This window comes from Tunturibacter psychrotolerans (assembly GCF_040359615.1).
Taxonomy (GTDB): Bacteria; Acidobacteriota; Terriglobia; order Terriglobales; family Acidobacteriaceae; genus Edaphobacter; species Edaphobacter psychrotolerans.
Window position 1 is genome coordinate 88,190 of record NZ_CP132942.1, and the last position, 16,714, is coordinate 104,903.

13 protein-coding genes are annotated in these 16,714 nt (G+C 55.3%); 6 read left to right on the forward strand and 7 right to left on the reverse strand.

Annotated elements, in window-relative coordinates; genetic code table 11:
- Nucleotides 1-20: 20 nt before the first annotated feature.
- Nucleotides 21-704 carry a VOC family protein gene (locus RBB77_RS00370; protein ID WP_353064203.1) on the reverse strand — a complete coding sequence of 228 codons (684 nt, stop codon included), beginning with the start codon at nt 702-704 and terminating at the stop codon, nt 21-23.
- 493 nt (nt 705-1,197) lie between these two features.
- On the opposite strand from RBB77_RS00370, the gene RBB77_RS00375 reads away from it, so the two are divergent.
- Together RBB77_RS00375 and RBB77_RS00380 are read left to right on the forward strand one after the other, a co-directional pair.
- Nucleotides 1,198-1,341: a hypothetical protein gene (locus RBB77_RS00375; RefSeq protein WP_353064204.1), complete on the forward strand. Its 144-nt coding sequence runs from the start codon at nt 1,198-1,200 to the stop codon at nt 1,339-1,341.
- A gap of 30 nt (nt 1,342-1,371) precedes the next feature.
- Complete coding sequence (locus RBB77_RS00380) at nt 1,372-1,845, forward strand: lipocalin-like domain-containing protein (RefSeq protein ID WP_353064205.1); 474 nt, start codon at nt 1,372-1,374, stop codon at nt 1,843-1,845.
- 88 nt (nt 1,846-1,933) lie between these two features.
- Here RBB77_RS00380 and RBB77_RS00385 read toward each other — a convergent pair whose 3' ends face one another.
- Nucleotides 1,934-4,597, reverse strand: coding sequence for an ABC transporter permease (locus RBB77_RS00385; protein WP_353064206.1), 2,664 nt, complete (start codon nt 4,595-4,597; stop codon nt 1,934-1,936).
- A gap of 14 nt (nt 4,598-4,611) precedes the next feature.
- A complete protein-coding gene (locus RBB77_RS00390) occupies nt 4,612-4,941 on the reverse strand; it encodes a PadR family transcriptional regulator (protein ID WP_353067704.1) in 330 nt (109 codons plus the stop codon).
- A gap of 257 nt (nt 4,942-5,198) precedes the next feature.
- On the opposite strand from RBB77_RS00390, the gene RBB77_RS00395 reads away from it, so the two are divergent.
- Nucleotides 5,199-5,903 (forward strand): DUF4410 domain-containing protein, encoded by a 705-nt coding sequence (locus tag RBB77_RS00395; RefSeq protein ID WP_353064207.1) that lies wholly within the window; start codon nt 5,199-5,201, stop codon nt 5,901-5,903.
- A gap of 82 nt (nt 5,904-5,985) precedes the next feature.
- On the opposite strand, the gene RBB77_RS00400 is transcribed toward RBB77_RS00395, so the two are convergent.
- On the reverse strand, nt 5,986-6,828 hold the full coding sequence (locus RBB77_RS00400; RefSeq protein ID WP_353064208.1) for a mechanosensitive ion channel family protein: 843 nt from the start codon (nt 6,826-6,828) through the stop codon (nt 5,986-5,988).
- Nucleotides 6,829-6,840: 12 nt separating this feature from the next.
- Nucleotides 6,841-9,336 carry an ATP-binding protein gene (locus tag RBB77_RS00405; RefSeq protein ID WP_353064209.1) on the reverse strand — a complete coding sequence of 832 codons (2,496 nt, stop codon included), beginning with the start codon at nt 9,334-9,336 and terminating at the stop codon, nt 6,841-6,843.
- A 386-nt stretch (nt 9,337-9,722) separates the two neighbouring features.
- Between RBB77_RS00405 and RBB77_RS00410 the strand changes: the two genes are divergently transcribed.
- From RBB77_RS00410 to RBB77_RS00420, 3 genes are all read left to right on the forward strand, one after another.
- Complete coding sequence (locus RBB77_RS00410) at nt 9,723-10,406, forward strand: metal-dependent transcriptional regulator (protein ID WP_353064210.1); 684 nt, start codon at nt 9,723-9,725, stop codon at nt 10,404-10,406.
- A 56-nt stretch (nt 10,407-10,462) separates the two neighbouring features.
- Complete coding sequence (locus RBB77_RS00415; RefSeq protein ID WP_353064211.1) at nt 10,463-11,791, forward strand: Nramp family divalent metal transporter; 1,329 nt, start codon at nt 10,463-10,465, stop codon at nt 11,789-11,791.
- Nucleotides 11,792-11,979: 188 nt separating this feature from the next.
- On the forward strand, nt 11,980-13,263 hold the full coding sequence (locus RBB77_RS00420; RefSeq protein WP_353064212.1) for a threonine/serine ThrE exporter family protein: 1,284 nt from the start codon (nt 11,980-11,982) through the stop codon (nt 13,261-13,263).
- A gap of 35 nt (nt 13,264-13,298) precedes the next feature.
- Here RBB77_RS00420 and fumC read toward each other — a convergent pair whose 3' ends face one another.
- On the reverse strand, nt 13,299-14,744 hold the full coding sequence (fumC, locus tag RBB77_RS00425; RefSeq protein WP_353064213.1) for a class II fumarate hydratase: 1,446 nt from the start codon (nt 14,742-14,744) through the stop codon (nt 13,299-13,301).
- Nucleotides 14,745-14,822: 78 nt separating this feature from the next.
- Complete coding sequence (locus tag RBB77_RS00430) at nt 14,823-16,538, reverse strand: NAD-dependent malic enzyme (RefSeq protein ID WP_353064214.1); 1,716 nt, start codon at nt 16,536-16,538, stop codon at nt 14,823-14,825.
- Nucleotides 16,539-16,714 lie beyond the last annotated feature (176 nt).

Here is a 16,714-nt window from a genome sequence, read left to right on the forward strand (position 1 = left end):
TCCGGGAAGTAGTGTTCGATTCATTGCGGCAGCTCTTCGCCGGACTGCTCGCGCACCAAGTACTGGGCGTACCAATCCGGCCAGTTCTCGTCCCGCTGCCCGCCGGTGCGCTTCTCGTGCTCGCCGTGGGCCGCTCCAGCACGCCGGAGCGCACTCGCAAGATCGTTGGCCGATGCGAAGCTCGTCGACCCAGGGTCGATGCGACCGGGCAGTCGCGTTGTGAGCTCCTGGAACAGCCAGCCGTTGCCGTCCGGATCTTGGAACGAGGCGAACGAGCGATAGCTGCGATGCTCGGAATCAGGACCGCTGACCCGCATTCGCCCGAATAGGTAGGGTTCGTCCGGGCCGGTGTACACGCCTTCATTATGGAACACCTCACTCACCTTGACATTAAGACCGAGCAACTTGGCGCGAGCGGCCGCGATATCTGAGACGATCAGGTATAGACCTTGGGCGGAGCCGGGTGCCGCAGCGGTGACGTTCTTACCGAAGATGACGGAGCACTGGGAGCCAGGCGGCGTGAATTGAATTACGCGGAAGTTATCGGTGGCATAGTCGGCGTCGAGCCGCCACCCGAGCTTCACGTAGAACTCCTTCGCACGATCGACATCCGAAACTGGGATGACGACAACCTCGAACTTCATGTCGATTCTAGCGACGCTCGTCGCGTCGTTACTCTTAACCTCGTTCTTCAAATTTGCCATGTCCTTCCTCCGATGTACTCACTTGAGTTCAGTCAGTTTGTTTGAATGCAAATCAACCTGTAGAACTACGTGGCCCTTAAGACGTGACATCTTATCGCCTTTGCGGTCCCTGGAATCTTTACTCGACAATCTGGAGATCTGCTCTGCCTTTTCCTGATTCCGACGGAGGCGGGCTATCCGATTTAGAGTGTCTATTCTACTTTGACGTTTGGTTCTCGAGCCACTCCCGGCGCCGAGCTACCGTCTCAAACGAGTTATAAATAGCTACAGCACTCATTGAAATGTGGATCTCTATTATCATCAACTGAAATCTGGCGTTGATCTTTTCGCGCCGCGCACACCGTCATCCGATATCCAGGGCCCCGGAAGAAGTTATCGGCAAAGCCCCTCCGAAGCGGCCGCGCAAACCATCCACCGCGCCCATGCGGTGCAACCAGTTGCCGCGTTGCGAAGCGAGTATTCGCTATTCTGGCGGTAGCCGGAGCAGACAGTGATGCCTACGCTTGAAGAGAACATCGGTGCAGTGAGCGTTGACCTCGGCGCAGAGGATATTTTGGCACTGGAAAACGCCTCCTCGAAGATCAAGCTCGCGGGCGCACGATATCCCAAATTCCACGAACAGCTGGTCGGCCGCTAAGCTGCGCCGTTGAAAGGAATGAAGATGAAAATGATTTGCCTGATTGCCCTTGCGTGTTCCATTGCAATGACTGGTCTGGGTCGGGCGCAGCCCGCGAAGCGCCGCGATACCCATCTCTCTGACAAGGAGAAGCTGATCGGCGCCTGGCATCTCGCGCGCATCGATTCACCTGGTCCCGACGGAAAGACCGTTGACATGCCGCAACCTGTTGGAATGTTGATCTATACGCGCGACGGTCACATCTCCGTTCAGCTTATGTATCCCAAGTCCGCTGGCACTCATTCCAACGAATATATCCTCGACGGATACGAGGCCTCCTTCGGGAGCTACGACGTGGATGAATCAACTCACACGTTGACTCATCATGTGCAGGCATCGAACACGCGAGACCTTCTCGTGGGCAAAGACCTACCCCGGTCTTATCAGTTCACACAGGACGGTCATTTAATCATCAAATCCACTCAACCTGATGAGCATTGGTCAGTCACATGGGAGCATTACTAGTCGCTGTTCGAACCGAATGTGAGCAAAGATCAATGGGGATTTTTGATTACTTGATCCTGCCTCTCTTAAAGGGGCAGCAAGGTAGCCTCTATTCGGTCCGCAGGACCTGTATCGGTTCGATCCTCACTGCTCGAAGAGCGGGCAGCGCGCACGCGGCAACAGCGGTAAGTAAGAGGCCGCCAATCATGGTCGAGAAGACTAACGGATCGAGCGGGCTTGTTCCGTACAGGATGGACCGCATGAACGCTCCTGCTATCGCACCGCCCGCAAGACCAATGAGCGACCCGATTACTACGGGACGCAGTCCGTCGAGCAAAATCAGGCGCAGCACCTCGAATTTTTGAGCACCGAGTGCAATCCGAATGCCAATCTCTGTCATTCGCTGGGTAACAAGATACGAGAGCACGCCATAGAGGCCGATAGCGGCAAGGAGTAGAGACAGCCCAGCGAAAGCAAGTACAAGTGTCGCGCTGAAGCTTTGGCTCGCGGTGCTGTTGCCGAGAATCTGCTGCATAGTAAAGACTTCATAGACAGGAAGCGCCGGATCGAGCGCTGCAACCTGCTTCTGCACCGGGAGCGACAACGCGAGCGGATCGCCTGAAGTACGAACTACGATTGTGGCCCCGCTGGTCTGACTGGGAATGCCCGAGAGGATCGGAAAGTACATCATTGCCTTACTCGGCTGAGTCACATCGTAAAGCGTGTCGCCGACTACTCCTATGATTTCGAAGTCTTCAGGTTTACTCCCCCACGCGACTTTGAGATGTTTGCCGAGCGGGTTCTCACCGGAAAAGAATTGACTCGCAAGTTGTTTGCTGATGATGACGTAGTGGTCCCGCGTAAGACGTTCTTGATCGGCGAAGAAGCGGCCCCTGATAAGCGGGATCTGCAGGGCCGAGAAGTACTCTGGATCCGCTGTGCGATAAATAGCATCGTATTGAAGGTTGAATTTGTCCGATGGACGCTCAGGAATAGTAAAGACGTCGTCGCCATCGTAGCCGCCTCCAGGCGGCGTGGAGACCAAGGCAGCGGCACGGACTCCGGAAAGATTCCGCACCTGCTGCAGCAGAGACTCGTGGAAAGCGGCTACTTTCTCACGTGTGTCATACTGCTTTTCTGGCAGACCATACTTGATGGTAAGCACCTGATCCGTCACGCAGCCGAGATCAGAGGTGCGCAGATGCAGAAAACTCTTGAAGAGCAGGCCAGCAGAAATAAGCAGGGTTACCGTAAGCGCGACCTCTACAGCAAGCAGAATCTTTCGAAGAACAGCGCGCGATGCGCTTCCTCCGATGCCACGGGAAGATTCCTGCAAAGCGGTCAGAACTGAACTACCGGTCGCTGAGATCGCGGGCAGTAACCCGGCCAGCAGTGCGGTCAAAAAAACCAGCCCGATCGAGAATACAAGAACGCTGCCGTCCACTCCAATCGTTTCGGCGCGGGGCAAGCCCTGCCAGTTGTTAGCGAACCAACTTGTTGCCAAAATCGAAATCACCAGTCCGAGCAATCCCCCAACCGCGCAGATGAGCATGCTTTCGGTCATCTGCTCGCGAATCAGTGTAAGTCGGCTTCCGCCTAGCGCGCCGCGTACCGCAACTTCTTTGCGCCGTGCCGCGCTTCGTGCAACTAGGAGATTCGAGACGTTAAGGCAAGCGATCAAGAGCATGCATCCAACCGCACAAAGCAGAACGATCAACGGTGTCTTTACGTCCTGCACCAGGTCGTCGATCATTGGCCGAAATACGGCGTCTTCAGCTACCGGCTTCGATGCGTTTGCCTGATACAACTGATACTGCAGGGCGCTCACTTCCTTCGTAACAATGGATGCGCTAACACCCGTCCGCAGCCGGGCAACTACATGGCTCTGATGTTGATCATGCGCAGCGTACTCGTCTGTGGTGAATGTCTGAGCATACGGCACCCAGAGCTGAACGCGCGGTTCTGGATAGGTAAACCAGCGGGGAAGCACGCCGACTACGGTATACGAATTGGTGTCGAGGCGAATCGGTTTGCCAAGAATGGAAGCGTCTCCTCCAAAACGCCTTTGAAAGAGACTCCACGAAAGCAATACGACGTGATTGGCGCCCGGCTGATCTTCGCGGGGTGTAAAAGCCCGGCCAAGAACTGGCTGTACGCCGAGGACCGAAAACAGATTCCAGGATCCGCCCGCGGCTCTCACTACCTCCGGCAACTCATCGTGCTCACTCGTAAGGTTGAAGCCGTAATTACGCCACGCAGCCATATCCTCAAAACCATGGGTCTGCTCACGCCAGTCACGAAAATCATGTGGCGAAACAACATTGAAGCCATCACCGGCAGTGGCTGAGCGGAAATGCTCATAAATCATTACAAGTTTGTTGGGCTCACGGAAGGGCAACGGCTTCAGCAGCACCGCGCGCGCGATTGTAAAAAGCGACGTTGTGGCGCCGATACCGAGTGCCATGACGAGGATGGCTATGATCGCGAAACCTGGAGAACGAGCAAGCGTTCGTGCGCCGTATCGAATGTCGCGTAAACAAATCTCGAGCCAGTTCCAACTCCAGGTAGAACGCGCCTGATCGCGAAGTAAAGTTGGGTTGCCAAATGTGCGGAGCGCTGCGGAGCGTGCCTCATCCATACCCAGACCGTTGGATCTATTTTCGGCAATCTGCTGCTCAAGGTGAAACTGCAGCTCATCGTTCAGTCGCGCGGTTTCGCTCTTACGCCGGAAAAGCATCAATACTGCCATGCGGAATTGTTCCAACCAGCGCATCTCGACCTCCCAGACTAGCCAGCTTCGACGACCAAATTAATGGCGGTTGAGAGTCGGTTCCAACTTTCCTTCTCTCGTTCCAACTGCGCGCGTCCCGCCGCGGTAAGCCCATAGAATTTGGCCTGACGACCAGTGTCTGTCTCGCTCCACTTGGCACGTATCCACCCTTGCTGCTCTAGCCGATGAAGTGCAGGGTAGAGAGACCCTTGCTGTACCTGCAGAACCTCATTGGAGATCTGTTGAATACGCTTGGCAATGGCCCAACCGTGCTTCGGCTCGAGCGAGATAGTTTTGAGAATAAGCAGGTCGAGAGTGCCCTGCACGAGATCGCTTGGCTTGCCCATAGTATGACTATCTACACCATTGAATTGTAGATAGTCAACAAGATCAATTTCCATGTGTTAGCCGCATGTGCGTCGCCTCCGATTTCGAGACAATCTACTAAGATCAGGGCCTCTACCCGGCTTACGGATCGTAGTCCAAAATAAGTGTGTTGCTTGGTAATTTGATTTCCACCTATAATTCCCACTCTTCGCAATTCAATAAGCGGCCGGGCCCGAGTTTGCCAGAGCACATCGGCAATCCTTTACATAGAGGCGCCATGAAACGAATCCGACTGTCTTCTACACGCTCATTACTCTTCGTATCGCTCGTCATTGCCGCTCAGGTTTTGCCTGCCCAATCGCCTGTCGCGCCGCAAAGACCTCCGACCTTACTGTTCACGAAAGACATGACGGTATACGTCAGCGACTTTGATCTGGACGCACAGGATGTACAAGTCGACCAGGGGTCAGGTGTAAGTCATCTGCGTCCCGGTATTTTGGAGAGGCCGAGCAAGAAGGAGCAAAAAGATCCACAGGCCCAGGCTAAGAAGCTGGTCGATACGATGTCGCAAAGTATCGTCAGTGATCTGCAGAAAGCCGGTTACAAAGCCCAACGACTGGGCAACGACGATCCAAAACCGACTTCCGGCGCTTGGGTGCATGGTGTCTTTACTCAGGTTGATGAAGGGAATCGCCGCCAGCGCGCTATCATCGGTTTTGGGGCGGGCGACGTGAAGATGGACCTGTACGTGACTCTATCCAATTTGGCCAGCCCCCAAAAGCCGCTCTATGAAACTGCCAAAGAGAATACGAGTAAAAACACGCCTGGTGCCGTGATCACCCTGAATCCGTACGTGGCCGCAGCAAAGTTTGTCATGGAAAAAAACGCTCCGGAAAAGACAATCAAAAGTACCGCCTCTGAAATTTCAAAGGAGGTCGTGTCGCATCTGCAGCGGCCTGAAGGCACGCCGGCTGTTCCATAGTTGCCAACCCTCAAGCGATAATTCTGCGGCGGATTCGTAGATGTTTCCGCCACGGCGTCAACTCTCGATCTACCGCCGACTGCTACTCCCCGTGATGATGCGCCGTGCCCTCCGTATGCGTAAGAATCCCGTGAGATAGAAACTCCCGCTGTGCGCGACGCAGGATTTCAGTCTTCATAGCCGAAGCAAAGCGATGATCGTAGACATATGCCTGGATCACGAGCAGCGTCATCTTCTGTCGTTTGTTATCTTCATGCAGATCTACTTCAACGTGACGGCCAAGGTATGTGTAGGGGCAACACACCGCGACTTGGCGACACAGTTTCAAAGCCTCATCCACATCGGCACTAGCAGGGAGCGCCACTTCAGCAGAGACCATACACTCAGCCACTCCCACATTGGCGTTGAATATCGGCTTCGTCAACACATCCGCGTTTGGGATCGTGACCAGCATTCCGGAGTCCGCAAGCACCTTAGTGCTGCGCAACCCGATCTGCTTCACCTCACCGCGCGCCTCTCCGAACTCCACTCGATCGCCCGTCTGAAATGGACGGTCGACAATGACCACAAAGCCTCCTATCAGATTCTTAATCAGATCCTGCAATCCCAAACCGATCGCGAGAGCTGCAGATCCCAGTGCCGCTAGAAATGCACTCTTCGATGGAGCCAGAATCTCGGCGGAAAGAAGAAGCGCGGCAAACCAGATTGCGACACGCAGTGGCGGTTCCACCTGCCGCAAAAGAAACCTCAACCTCGGGTTATGCTTTTCGAGTCCATCGAAAAGGCCACGTATCCATCTAAGAAGCACCCATGCCGCGACAACCAGCACGACCACAATAAGAATCTTTACGAGGGACAACTGAGCCAGCACATTTGCCTCTCCCCCTTGAGTCAACTGAGGTATCTTCGGTTCGTTGTTTAGCATGCGTAGTATTCCTTATGTCAGATTTGCTCGCCGTAAGAGGTCGTTTACGAAGCGCTGCGCCTCCGGTTTTACCCGCAGACCAGGATGTTCGGGATCCAACTCGATCAAGCCCAAGGCAGTCAGGCGCTCGGTCCGGCCTCGGCTCTTGTCCTGCGATTCGCACAGAACCTCGGCCAACTCCTCCTGAGTCAGTGAGCCGTGTTCCTGAATCACGAGCAATGTGAAATGGTCTTCCTGCGCAAGCTCGCTGCGAAACAGGTTGAATGAAGGATCAAGCGGCTGGCGAATATGAATCGTGTCGCCCTCTACGCGCTCGATGGAGCTGAGCCAAAGCTCGAATGCAGAGCGAAAGATGCCTTCCGACTGCTGCAACAAAGAGTCGAAGAAGAGCGTTTGTGGCGAATCCTCAATGCCAACCCATCGCTTCGCTCGATTTACCCTCGGATCTCCTGCCGGCGGAGGCGCGAACTCCAACCGCAGCCCGGAGAGCCGATGCCTCTCCAGAATCGCGGTTTCAAGATCGCTTCGGGAGACGCTCATGGCATTGATCCGGTGCGAGAAGACTCGATGAAGATGCGTCGCGGCATCGAGCACACGAAACGACCTGTCGTTCATCACGATAAGCCATAAGGTCGTCGCAGCGGTGCGATGAATCAAGTGCATGAAATGATGAACCACTGCAAAGCCGTCCACCGTTCTCAAGAAAATTCGCTCACCCTCTTCCAATATGAGAATGCGCCGTTCCGAGGCGAGCGCCTCCAACAGATCGGCGTCATCGCGCAATCCCAGCAACGAACGAAGAAATGCATCCAGTTGTTCCGGGCGGAGCAGTCGATCGTTGAATTCCGAACGAATCAACCGATGATTAGCAAGTGTTCCTCGAACGGCACAGTTCAGCAGGCTCGTCTTGCCGCTACCTCGCGCGCCAATCAACAGACATGCTGCAAATCTTCCGGCCTCCCAATCTGTTACAGCCTGATCGATTCCTGCCAACTCCTGATCCCGACCTACTAGAAAGCGGCGGTCCTCCACTGGAGCCAACCGAAAGAGCAGTCGATAGAGCGGAGGCAACTCGCGCTTTGCCGCCGGAAGCGCCAAGGTATCCCGAAGGGTTGTCCGTCGAATCACCGGGGGCAAAACGGGATGAGCCGGTACTCTGCCTCCCACTGACTCCATCGTGCGTTCTACGCGCCCCCTGACCCAGTGGACGCTCCGCAGTAGACCTGTCCGGCTTTGCAATCGCAACATTTCAGCAGCAGTCGGAAGAAAACTGCGAGCGCGTGGCCGCCGTAGGAAGGCAACCCATCCATCCTGGTTCGCTTCGAGCATGAGCGAACCAGCCTGATGCCATCTCCAGAATGCTTCGACAGTTTCTCGATTCAGTTCTTCGACCGGAACCAGCGTGGGCTCCTCGACGAGTGCGATCATCGCGTTCTGACGTGTCTCTTCGATGAGCTGCGATGCCTCACCTGGCCGGTTCAGGGACGTTTCGCCCCAATAAGCGACAATCTCCTTCGACTGCTCCGCGCCACGCACCATACGCGCGGTCATCTGCCAGGAATGTTCAATGAGCCCTCGCATTCGTTTGCGCGCATAGGTATCGAAAGCCCTTAGGAATCGAGAGTGCATCGCGATACGCCGCAACCGTGGGCGAAAGCCGCCTACCAGTAACTCCGTCCGTTCGGCCAACTTAAGGCGAGCCGCGGATTCAATCGGAAGAGCCCATCCGCGCAGGCGTTCCTCCGGTGTGATGAGGGCAAAACTACTGTCCTGAGTTAGATCGGATCGTGCGCCTCCCTCAAGCCATCGCAACGTTGCGGCTCTGTACGAGCAGGCTTCCTCACTCTCCCGATGAACATCGCCGATCAACGTCTCGGTCGCAGAAAACCAGGTTAGCGTAAGGTTGCGCCATGCCATCTCTATTTGGAGGGTCTCAAGCAACGCACGATGATGCCGCCACCATAAGTCGTTTCTCGGATCTCTTGGTGCTTCATCTCTCTTCTTCTCTTCGCCTATCGCCTTCTGTGCCCACCGTGCATAGCGGTCGAGAACCGCCGAAGCCTCTTTGTTGTGCGCCTCGCGACGCTTCTGCCATGACTGCGACTCGGCAACATTGTTTCCAGCGCGGAAGATCCGCCAGAGTTCGGGAAGATCAAGCGCCGTCGCAATCAGGATCCGCTGGAACTTCCTATCGATTCGCGACCGCGCATTAAGTGCGCGAGTAGATATCTCCGGATCGCGCATACTGAGCGCATCTAGTGCGCTTTTAACAGGGTGCAATTTGAGAAAGCGCTCAAGAGGATCCATCAAAAGTTGCCCGCTCGTCTCCTCGTACCAGGCACGTATCTCCTGTAGACTTTGCGGGCCGGCAGGAGCCTGCTGAACAACAGCAGCGGCTGCTCTATCGGTACAACCGCTCAGATCCTGCCACGCCATCCGAAGCTTAACGACGAGGCGGTCTGCCGCGTTACGTGGAGACTGCGTCGCTGGTTCGGACGAGGTTGCCATAGGACGTCTCGGAAAAGCATCCGTGCTTTTGAAATAGTCGAAAAGCGAATGACGGTTAGCCTGACAAAACCCAAAGCTACAAAAACAGACTCACGGCACTTCTGAGTGCGCACGCTACCGAGTGGCTCACTTGAAATCGCGCCCGCCTCACCAACGACCACATCTTCCACGACGTAGACAAATGAATACGACCGTTCGACCGATATTCTAGCTCTCTTGAAGAGAGCTAATGAACAGTAGATGAACTTACTGTCTTGTTGGTGAGCATCTTGCCTGTCCTAACGGCGACATTACAAACCTACAGAACTCCCATTTAACATGGAGGCTGGAACCCCACGGTGACAGATCCGGTTTACCATGGTTAACTTGAAATCATGTCTCAGGGAATGACAACTTCGAGGGAAGACTATCTCAAGGCCATTATTGAAGCCGAGAGCGAAGGACACACGGTCATTCCCGCTTTGCTGGCACAATGGCTAAAGGTCTCTGCACCCGCAGTCACAAAGGCCGTAAAGCGGCTGCGAGAAGACGGATATCTTGAGGCAGGGCGAGAAGGAGCACTGAAACTCACCGCGAAAGGGCGAGAAGCAGCTCACCATACTGCGCTGCGCCACCATCTCGTCGAACGAATGCTTTCCGAGATGTTCGGCATGGAGTGGCATCAGATCCACACCGAGGCGGAACGCCTGGAACATGCTATCTCGCCCGCATTCGAAGCCAAGCTCATCGAAAAATTGGGAAAAGAGGGCGATTGTCCCCACGGCAACAAGGTTCTTCCTGAAACCCCGGACCAAATCAAACGCCGGGGACTGGTCGCGCTTTCTGACGCTCAGCAAGCGACGGACTATGTTGTGGCGAGCCTCTACGAACGCGACTCACGGCTCCTCGAATTTTTTCACAAACTCGGGATTGGGCCGAAGATCACAATTCGCGTGCTAGAACGCAACTACGACGACACGATTCTAGTAGCGACGCCTAACGGTCCTGTGACTCTGGGTCAATCTGCCGCAGGTAGGGTCTGGGTACGCCTCAAAACCGGCGATAAACCTAAGCAACATAAAAATTATTAACCTGCGTTAACATACTGTGGCATACTATGTTTAGGCACATAGTGCCGACGCCATTCATGCCCCCTGTTCTAGAGCTCGACCACCAGCAACGGCCGTCCCTGCCCGACGTGTTTTCTTCCGTCCGCCTCACACAGTCGCGTGGGTTCTGGAGGCGTGTCCTGGGATTTTTGGGTCCAGGTTTCCTGATTTCCGTCGGATATATGGACCCCGGCAACTGGGCAACGGATCTGGCAGGCGGTTCCCGGTACGGCTACACTCTGCTTTCTGTCATCATGATCTCGAACCTGATGGCGATCTTGCTCCAAAGCCTTGCCCTTAAGCTCGGTATCGCCTCTGAGAGAGATCTGGCGCAGGCCTGCCGTGAGACTTACAGCCGTCCAACAGCTATCTTTCTCTGGTTGTTCGCAGAAGTCGCGATTGGCGCCTGCGATCTTGCCGAAGTGATTGGCTCGGCGATTGCTCTCCAACTGCTCTTCCATATTCCACTTTTGATTGGCGTCCTCATCACCGGGACAGACGTTTTGCTGATCTTGCTCCTCCAGAATCGAGGATTCCGCTATCTCGAAGCGCTGGTGATCACACTCATCGGCACAATCGCAGTTCTGTTCGGCATCGAGATCTTCCTCTCGCGGCCGGAGTGGCTAGCCATTGCGCGAAACCTTGTCGTTCCGTCCGCAGCCATCGTCACCAACCCGAAGATGCTGTACATCGCAATCAGCATTCTCGGAGCGACGGTGATGCCTCACAACCTCTACCTTCACTCCTCTATCGTTCAGACGCGTGACTATAAGCGAACGTCGGAGGGAAAACGAGAGGCAATCCGCTTCGCAAACATCGACTCCGCAACCGCACTGATGCTCGCCCTCTTTGTGAATGCAGCCATTCTGGTGCTGGCGGCTGCAGTCTTTCATAAAGGTGGCCACTTCGAGGTTGCAGAAATAGGCGACGCCTACAAACTCCTCACGCCGATGTTGGGCTTCACCGGTGCAAGCACCATGTTCGCTCTCGCACTGCTGGCTTCAGGACAGAACTCCACCATCACCGGCACGCTCGCCGGACAGGTCGTGATGGAGGGTTTCATCCATCTACGGCTCGCGCCGTGGTTGCGCCGCCTTATCACACGTTCCCTCGCTATTATTCCGACCGTGATCGTGACCTTCCTGTATGGCGAACGCGGTACAGCAAATCTCCTTATCCTCAGCCAGGTCATCTTGAGCATGCAGCTCAGCTTCGCCGTCTTCCCACTGGTCGCGTTAACGAGCGACCGAAAGAGGATGGGCGAGTTCGTCAATCACATCTGGCTGAAATATCTGAGCTACGCCGTTGCACTCCTGATCGCCGGACTCAACCTCTGGCTCCTCATACAGATCTTCCGCGGCCGCTAATCCCATATCACTAGTACTTACCTCGTACGCTTCCTGACATATCCCGGAGCAGGCGCCTCCGCCGCGCCATGGAAACCTACCCTGATTTCACCGACCTCGTAATTAGATAAAATCTGCAAAAGAGTTTGGTCATTCTGGTACATTTCGCCAGCTGACTTTGCGGAACCTTCAGCGTTGACGGAGCTTGCATGACCACAACCTCATCAAATGCCGCCAATACTGAGGAGGCGGCACATCTCTCTCTGAAGTTAGGCCGTCTGTTATTGGCTAGCGGCGCTGACACTGCACATACCAGGGATGCCGTGGAACATTTCGCCCTCGGGCTAGGCTTCGAAACCCATCTGTTGATCACCTACGAGTCGCTCCTGCTCACTCTGATCGCAGACGATGAGTTCCGTACGAAGGTCGGCTCACATATCCCAGCGACGAACGTGAATATGGCCGCGGTGGGGGAACTCAGTCGAACTGCCAACGAGACAGCGTACGGCCTCCTGGACGCCGCCGCGGCGGCTTCGCGGCTCACGGCTTTAGAGAACACCAAGCCTCTCTATTCCAGGTGGCTCGTCGCAGCGGCCCTTGGACTGACCGCGGCAAGCCTCTCCAGGCTTTTCGGAGGTGACTGGCCCGTGTTTGCCACGGTCTATGTTGCCTCGACCATCGGGACCGTAGTACGCCAGCAACTCGGCCGCTGGCATGTCCATCCGTTGGCGATCCCGTTCATCTCCGCGCTGGTTAGCGGGGTCATTGGAGGTTTGGGGATGCGGCTGCACCCTGGCGCAACCCCGGCCTTATGCCTCATCGCACCAGGAATGATTTTGGTACCCGGAGTGCCATTGATTAACGGTATTCGAGACGCGATCAATAACAATATGGTGCTGAGCCTTGCCAGGCTGTCATTCGCCGTACTCGTGGTAGTAGCAATAGCATCAGGTCTCTTCGCGGCAACTGCAATAACAGGTGTAGGCATCCCCGTATGGGGACCCACCGCGTTGCTTCCGATCTTCGAAGACGCTGCGTTCTCTGCGCTGACGACGATCGGTTACGTCTTCCTCTTCAACGTTACGCTCCGCGTCGCGTGGGCTTGCGTTCTTTGCGGCGTGTGTTGTCACGCGTTTCGAACAACCCTGATGCATTTGGGGCTGGACATTGTCAGTGGAACCTTCATCAGCTCAATGGTCGCAGGCATTTTGGCACATATCTTCTCAAAAGTTTTCCGGGCTCCCCCCACCACGTTTGCATTCCCCAGTGTCGTCGCTCTGGTTCCAGGTTCTTACGCGTTCCGCGCAGTCATCGGAGGCATTCAGATCCTCCACGCAGCGGGTAGCACGCCAAGCCCAGTTGTCGCTGAAACCATATCCCTCGCTATCTACACAATCCTTCTGACCTCCGCAATTGCCCTCGGCTTGGCGATTGCATTGGCAGTGCCGCTACCCAGTTGGCATCGAACACAAACCCAGGCCCAGGGATCGTAGCTCGCGTCCCTAAGCCGCACGGACGATCACGACGTTTAGTTATTGATAAACACCATCGTCTTTGGATCGACCACACGATCAAAAGTTTTCTCATCGATCCATCCGGTTGCCAGCGCTGCCTGCTTCAACGTCGTCTCTTCATCAAGCGCTTTATGGGCAATCTTCGACGCCTTGTCATATCCAATCACCGGGCTGAGCGCAGTCACCAGCATCAGCGAATTCTGCACAAATTGCGCGATACGTTTTTCATTCAACGTCGTCCCCTCGACCGAGAAGACACGGAACTTCTCACACCCATCGGCCAGGATCCGTGCCGAATGAAGAAAGTTGTTGATAATGATCGGTCGCATCGCATTCAATTCGAAGTTGCCCTGTGAGCCTGCGAAGGCCACGGCCGAATCATCCCCGATCACTTGGATGCAGATCATCACCATCGCCTCGCACTGCGTCGGATTCACTTTACCCGGCATAATCGAAGACCCGGGCTCATTGGCCGGCAACACCAACTCACCAAGCCCGCAACGAGGACCCGAAGCCAGCCATCGCATATCATTGGCAATCTTCATCAGAGCAACAGCAAGAGAGCGCAAAGCGGCGTGCGCGTTCACCATCGCGTCGAGCGAGCCCTGCGCCGCAAACTTATTCGGCGCAGTAATGAAGGGTAGCCCCGTCAACTCCGCAATCTTCGCCGCAATCTCCTCGCCAAAACGAGGGGGAGCATTCAGCCCGGTACCAACCGCCGTACCGCCGGCCGCCAGTTGGTAGAGCCCTACCATCGAGCTATCAATCAATGCAAAGGCATCACGAATCTGAACAGCATAGCCTGACCACTCCTGCCCAACCGTCAAAGGCACGGCGTCTTCCAGGTGCGTACGTCCAATTTTGACAACATCGTGCCACTGTTTCGCCTTCGTCTCAATCGCAGTCGCCAAGGCCCCCACCCTCGGCAGCAGATGCTTCTTTACCTCAATCACGCTTGCAATATGCATCGCCGTCGGAAAGGTGTCATTGGACGACTGAGCCATGTTCACATGGTCATTCGGATGGATCGGATCGTTGCTCCCCAACTCTCCCCCAAGCAGTTGAATCGAACGATTGGAGATCACTTCATTGACGTTCATGTTCGACTGCGTCCCCGAGCCCGTCTGCCAGACAAAGAGCGGAAACTCGCTATCCAACTTCCCGGCGATAACCTCGTCTGCAACTTTCGAGATCGCGTCGGCCCTCCACTGATCGAGCCTCCCTGCAGCCGCATTCACCTGAGCAGCCGCTTTCTTCACATAGCCATAAGCGTGATACACCTGCTTCGGCATGCGGTCGTCGCCAATGGCAAAGTGAATCAGCGAGCGCTCGGTTTGAGCCCCCCAGTAGTGATCTGCAGGAACCTCAACCTCCCCCATCGAGTCTGTTTCTTTCCGCTTCCCTGTCGCACCCACCCCTATCGGAATCTGCTTCAGTTCATACTTCTCTTGTGTAGCCATATCACCTCACTCGGGTTTAAGCCGCCAGCAGCCAATCCTGGCCGGTAAGCGAATCCGCTCTCGGCCAGATCCGCTGCGCTAATCGTTCAAACGCACGTACGGCCGATAGACCGGTTCCCAAACATATTCGCGGAGTTCCTTCTCGAATGACTTCTCATCAGCCACTCCTGCAAGTCCTTCTGCGATCGCCTGTTGCCCAACGGCCTCCGCAACTGGCAGGCTGACCTTGCGAGAATCTGTGATCGGAGGCAACAGAGACGCCTCTTTGTTCTTCAACGTCGGAGAGAGAGCCGCGAGAGCCTTCGCGGCGGCCATAATCATCGCATCCGAAACGTGTTTCGCCCTCGACGTCAGAATCCCAAGAGCAAGACCTGGAAAGATATAGGAGTTGTTCGTCTGGGAGAACTCCACGGTCTTTCCGTTGATCTCGGTTGGAGGGAATGGACTTCCCGTGCCAATCAAAGCGCGCCCATTCGTCCACTTCGTAAGGTCCGCGGGGGTAGCTTCACTTTTGGACGTAGGGTTCGACAAGGGGAAAATAGCCGGACGATCTGTGTGCTTCGCCATCTCGCGCACGATTTCCTCCGTAAACGCCCCCGCTTGGCTCGAAACTCCTATTAACACCGTCAGCTTCGCATTACGAACCACATCCGCAAGCGAAACCTGTTCCGAACCGGAAAGCGTCCACCCCGCCAGATCCGACTTCTTCCGCGCATAGCGCACCTGATCCGGCCGAAGCCCCGCCTGCCCCGCAAGGATCAACCCATATCTATCCACCGGGTAGAACTGCTTATGTGCGTCTTCGTCACTCAACCCATCTTCTTTCATCGCCGCAAGTAGCAGATTGGCAATCCCAATGCCGGCCGAACCGAAACCAAGGAAGCCGATCCTTTGTTCTTTCATCGGAATGCCGGTCGCCTGTACCGCTCCCAGCACCGTGGCCGTCGCCACCGCCGCCGTTCCCTGAATGTCGTCATTAAAGGTGCAAAGCCGGTCGCGATACCGCTCGAGCAAGCGGTTGGCATTCGAGCCGGCAAAGTCCTCCCACTGCAGAAGAATATGTGGCCAGCGTCGCTTCACCGCCGATACGAACGCCTCCACGAAGTCGTCATACTCCTGTCCCCTCACTCGCTTACTGCGCCAACCAATATAGATAGGATCCTTCAGCCGATCCTCATTGTCCGTTCCAACATCGAGAAGTACAGGCAGGCAGTGTTCCGGATGAACCCCGCCGAGCGCCGTATACAAAGCCATCTTTCCGATCGGTATTCCCATTCCTCCGGCTCCCTGATCACCGAGACCAAGAATCCGTTCGCCATCACTCACAACAATGCACCGCACCTTGTCATAGCGTGGATCGGCCAGCATCTGGTCGATACGCTTTTTGTTGGGATAGCTAATGAAAAGCCCGCGCGGCTTAAGCCAGGTCTCACTGAATCGCTGACACCCTTCACCCACCGTAGGGGTATACACGATCGGCAAAAACTTCTCGACGTTCCCAGTAATCAGCGCATAGAACAACGTCTCATTCGAATCCTGCAAGTTGCGCATGAAGTTGTAGCGGTCAAAGCTGTTGGTCTCACCGTCAAAAGCTTTCATGCGGCGTTCCAGCTGATCCTCCAGATTACCCACATGCGGTGGTAGCAATCCGTGGAGCGCAAACGCATCTCGCTCCTCCTCCGTAAACGCGGTCCCCTTATTAAGTCCCGGATGAAGGAGCAGATCGTAGCCCGAGAGCCTGGTCTCTACGACTTCAGATTTAGCTGAGTTTGCTGCTGCAGATGATGAGTCCATTCAATTCCTCTCTTTCTCGGCCGCAACGGTGATGAACGAGGGCACCCTACGACTCAATCTTCGATGCGTGCTGTCTGCTGTTATATCCACTTTTTCGAAATTCATGCTGTGCCGGAATTGTCATTTTCTTGGCTATCCTCTCTGTGTAAAGGAAGTAGCTCCCTCGCCTTCCTACC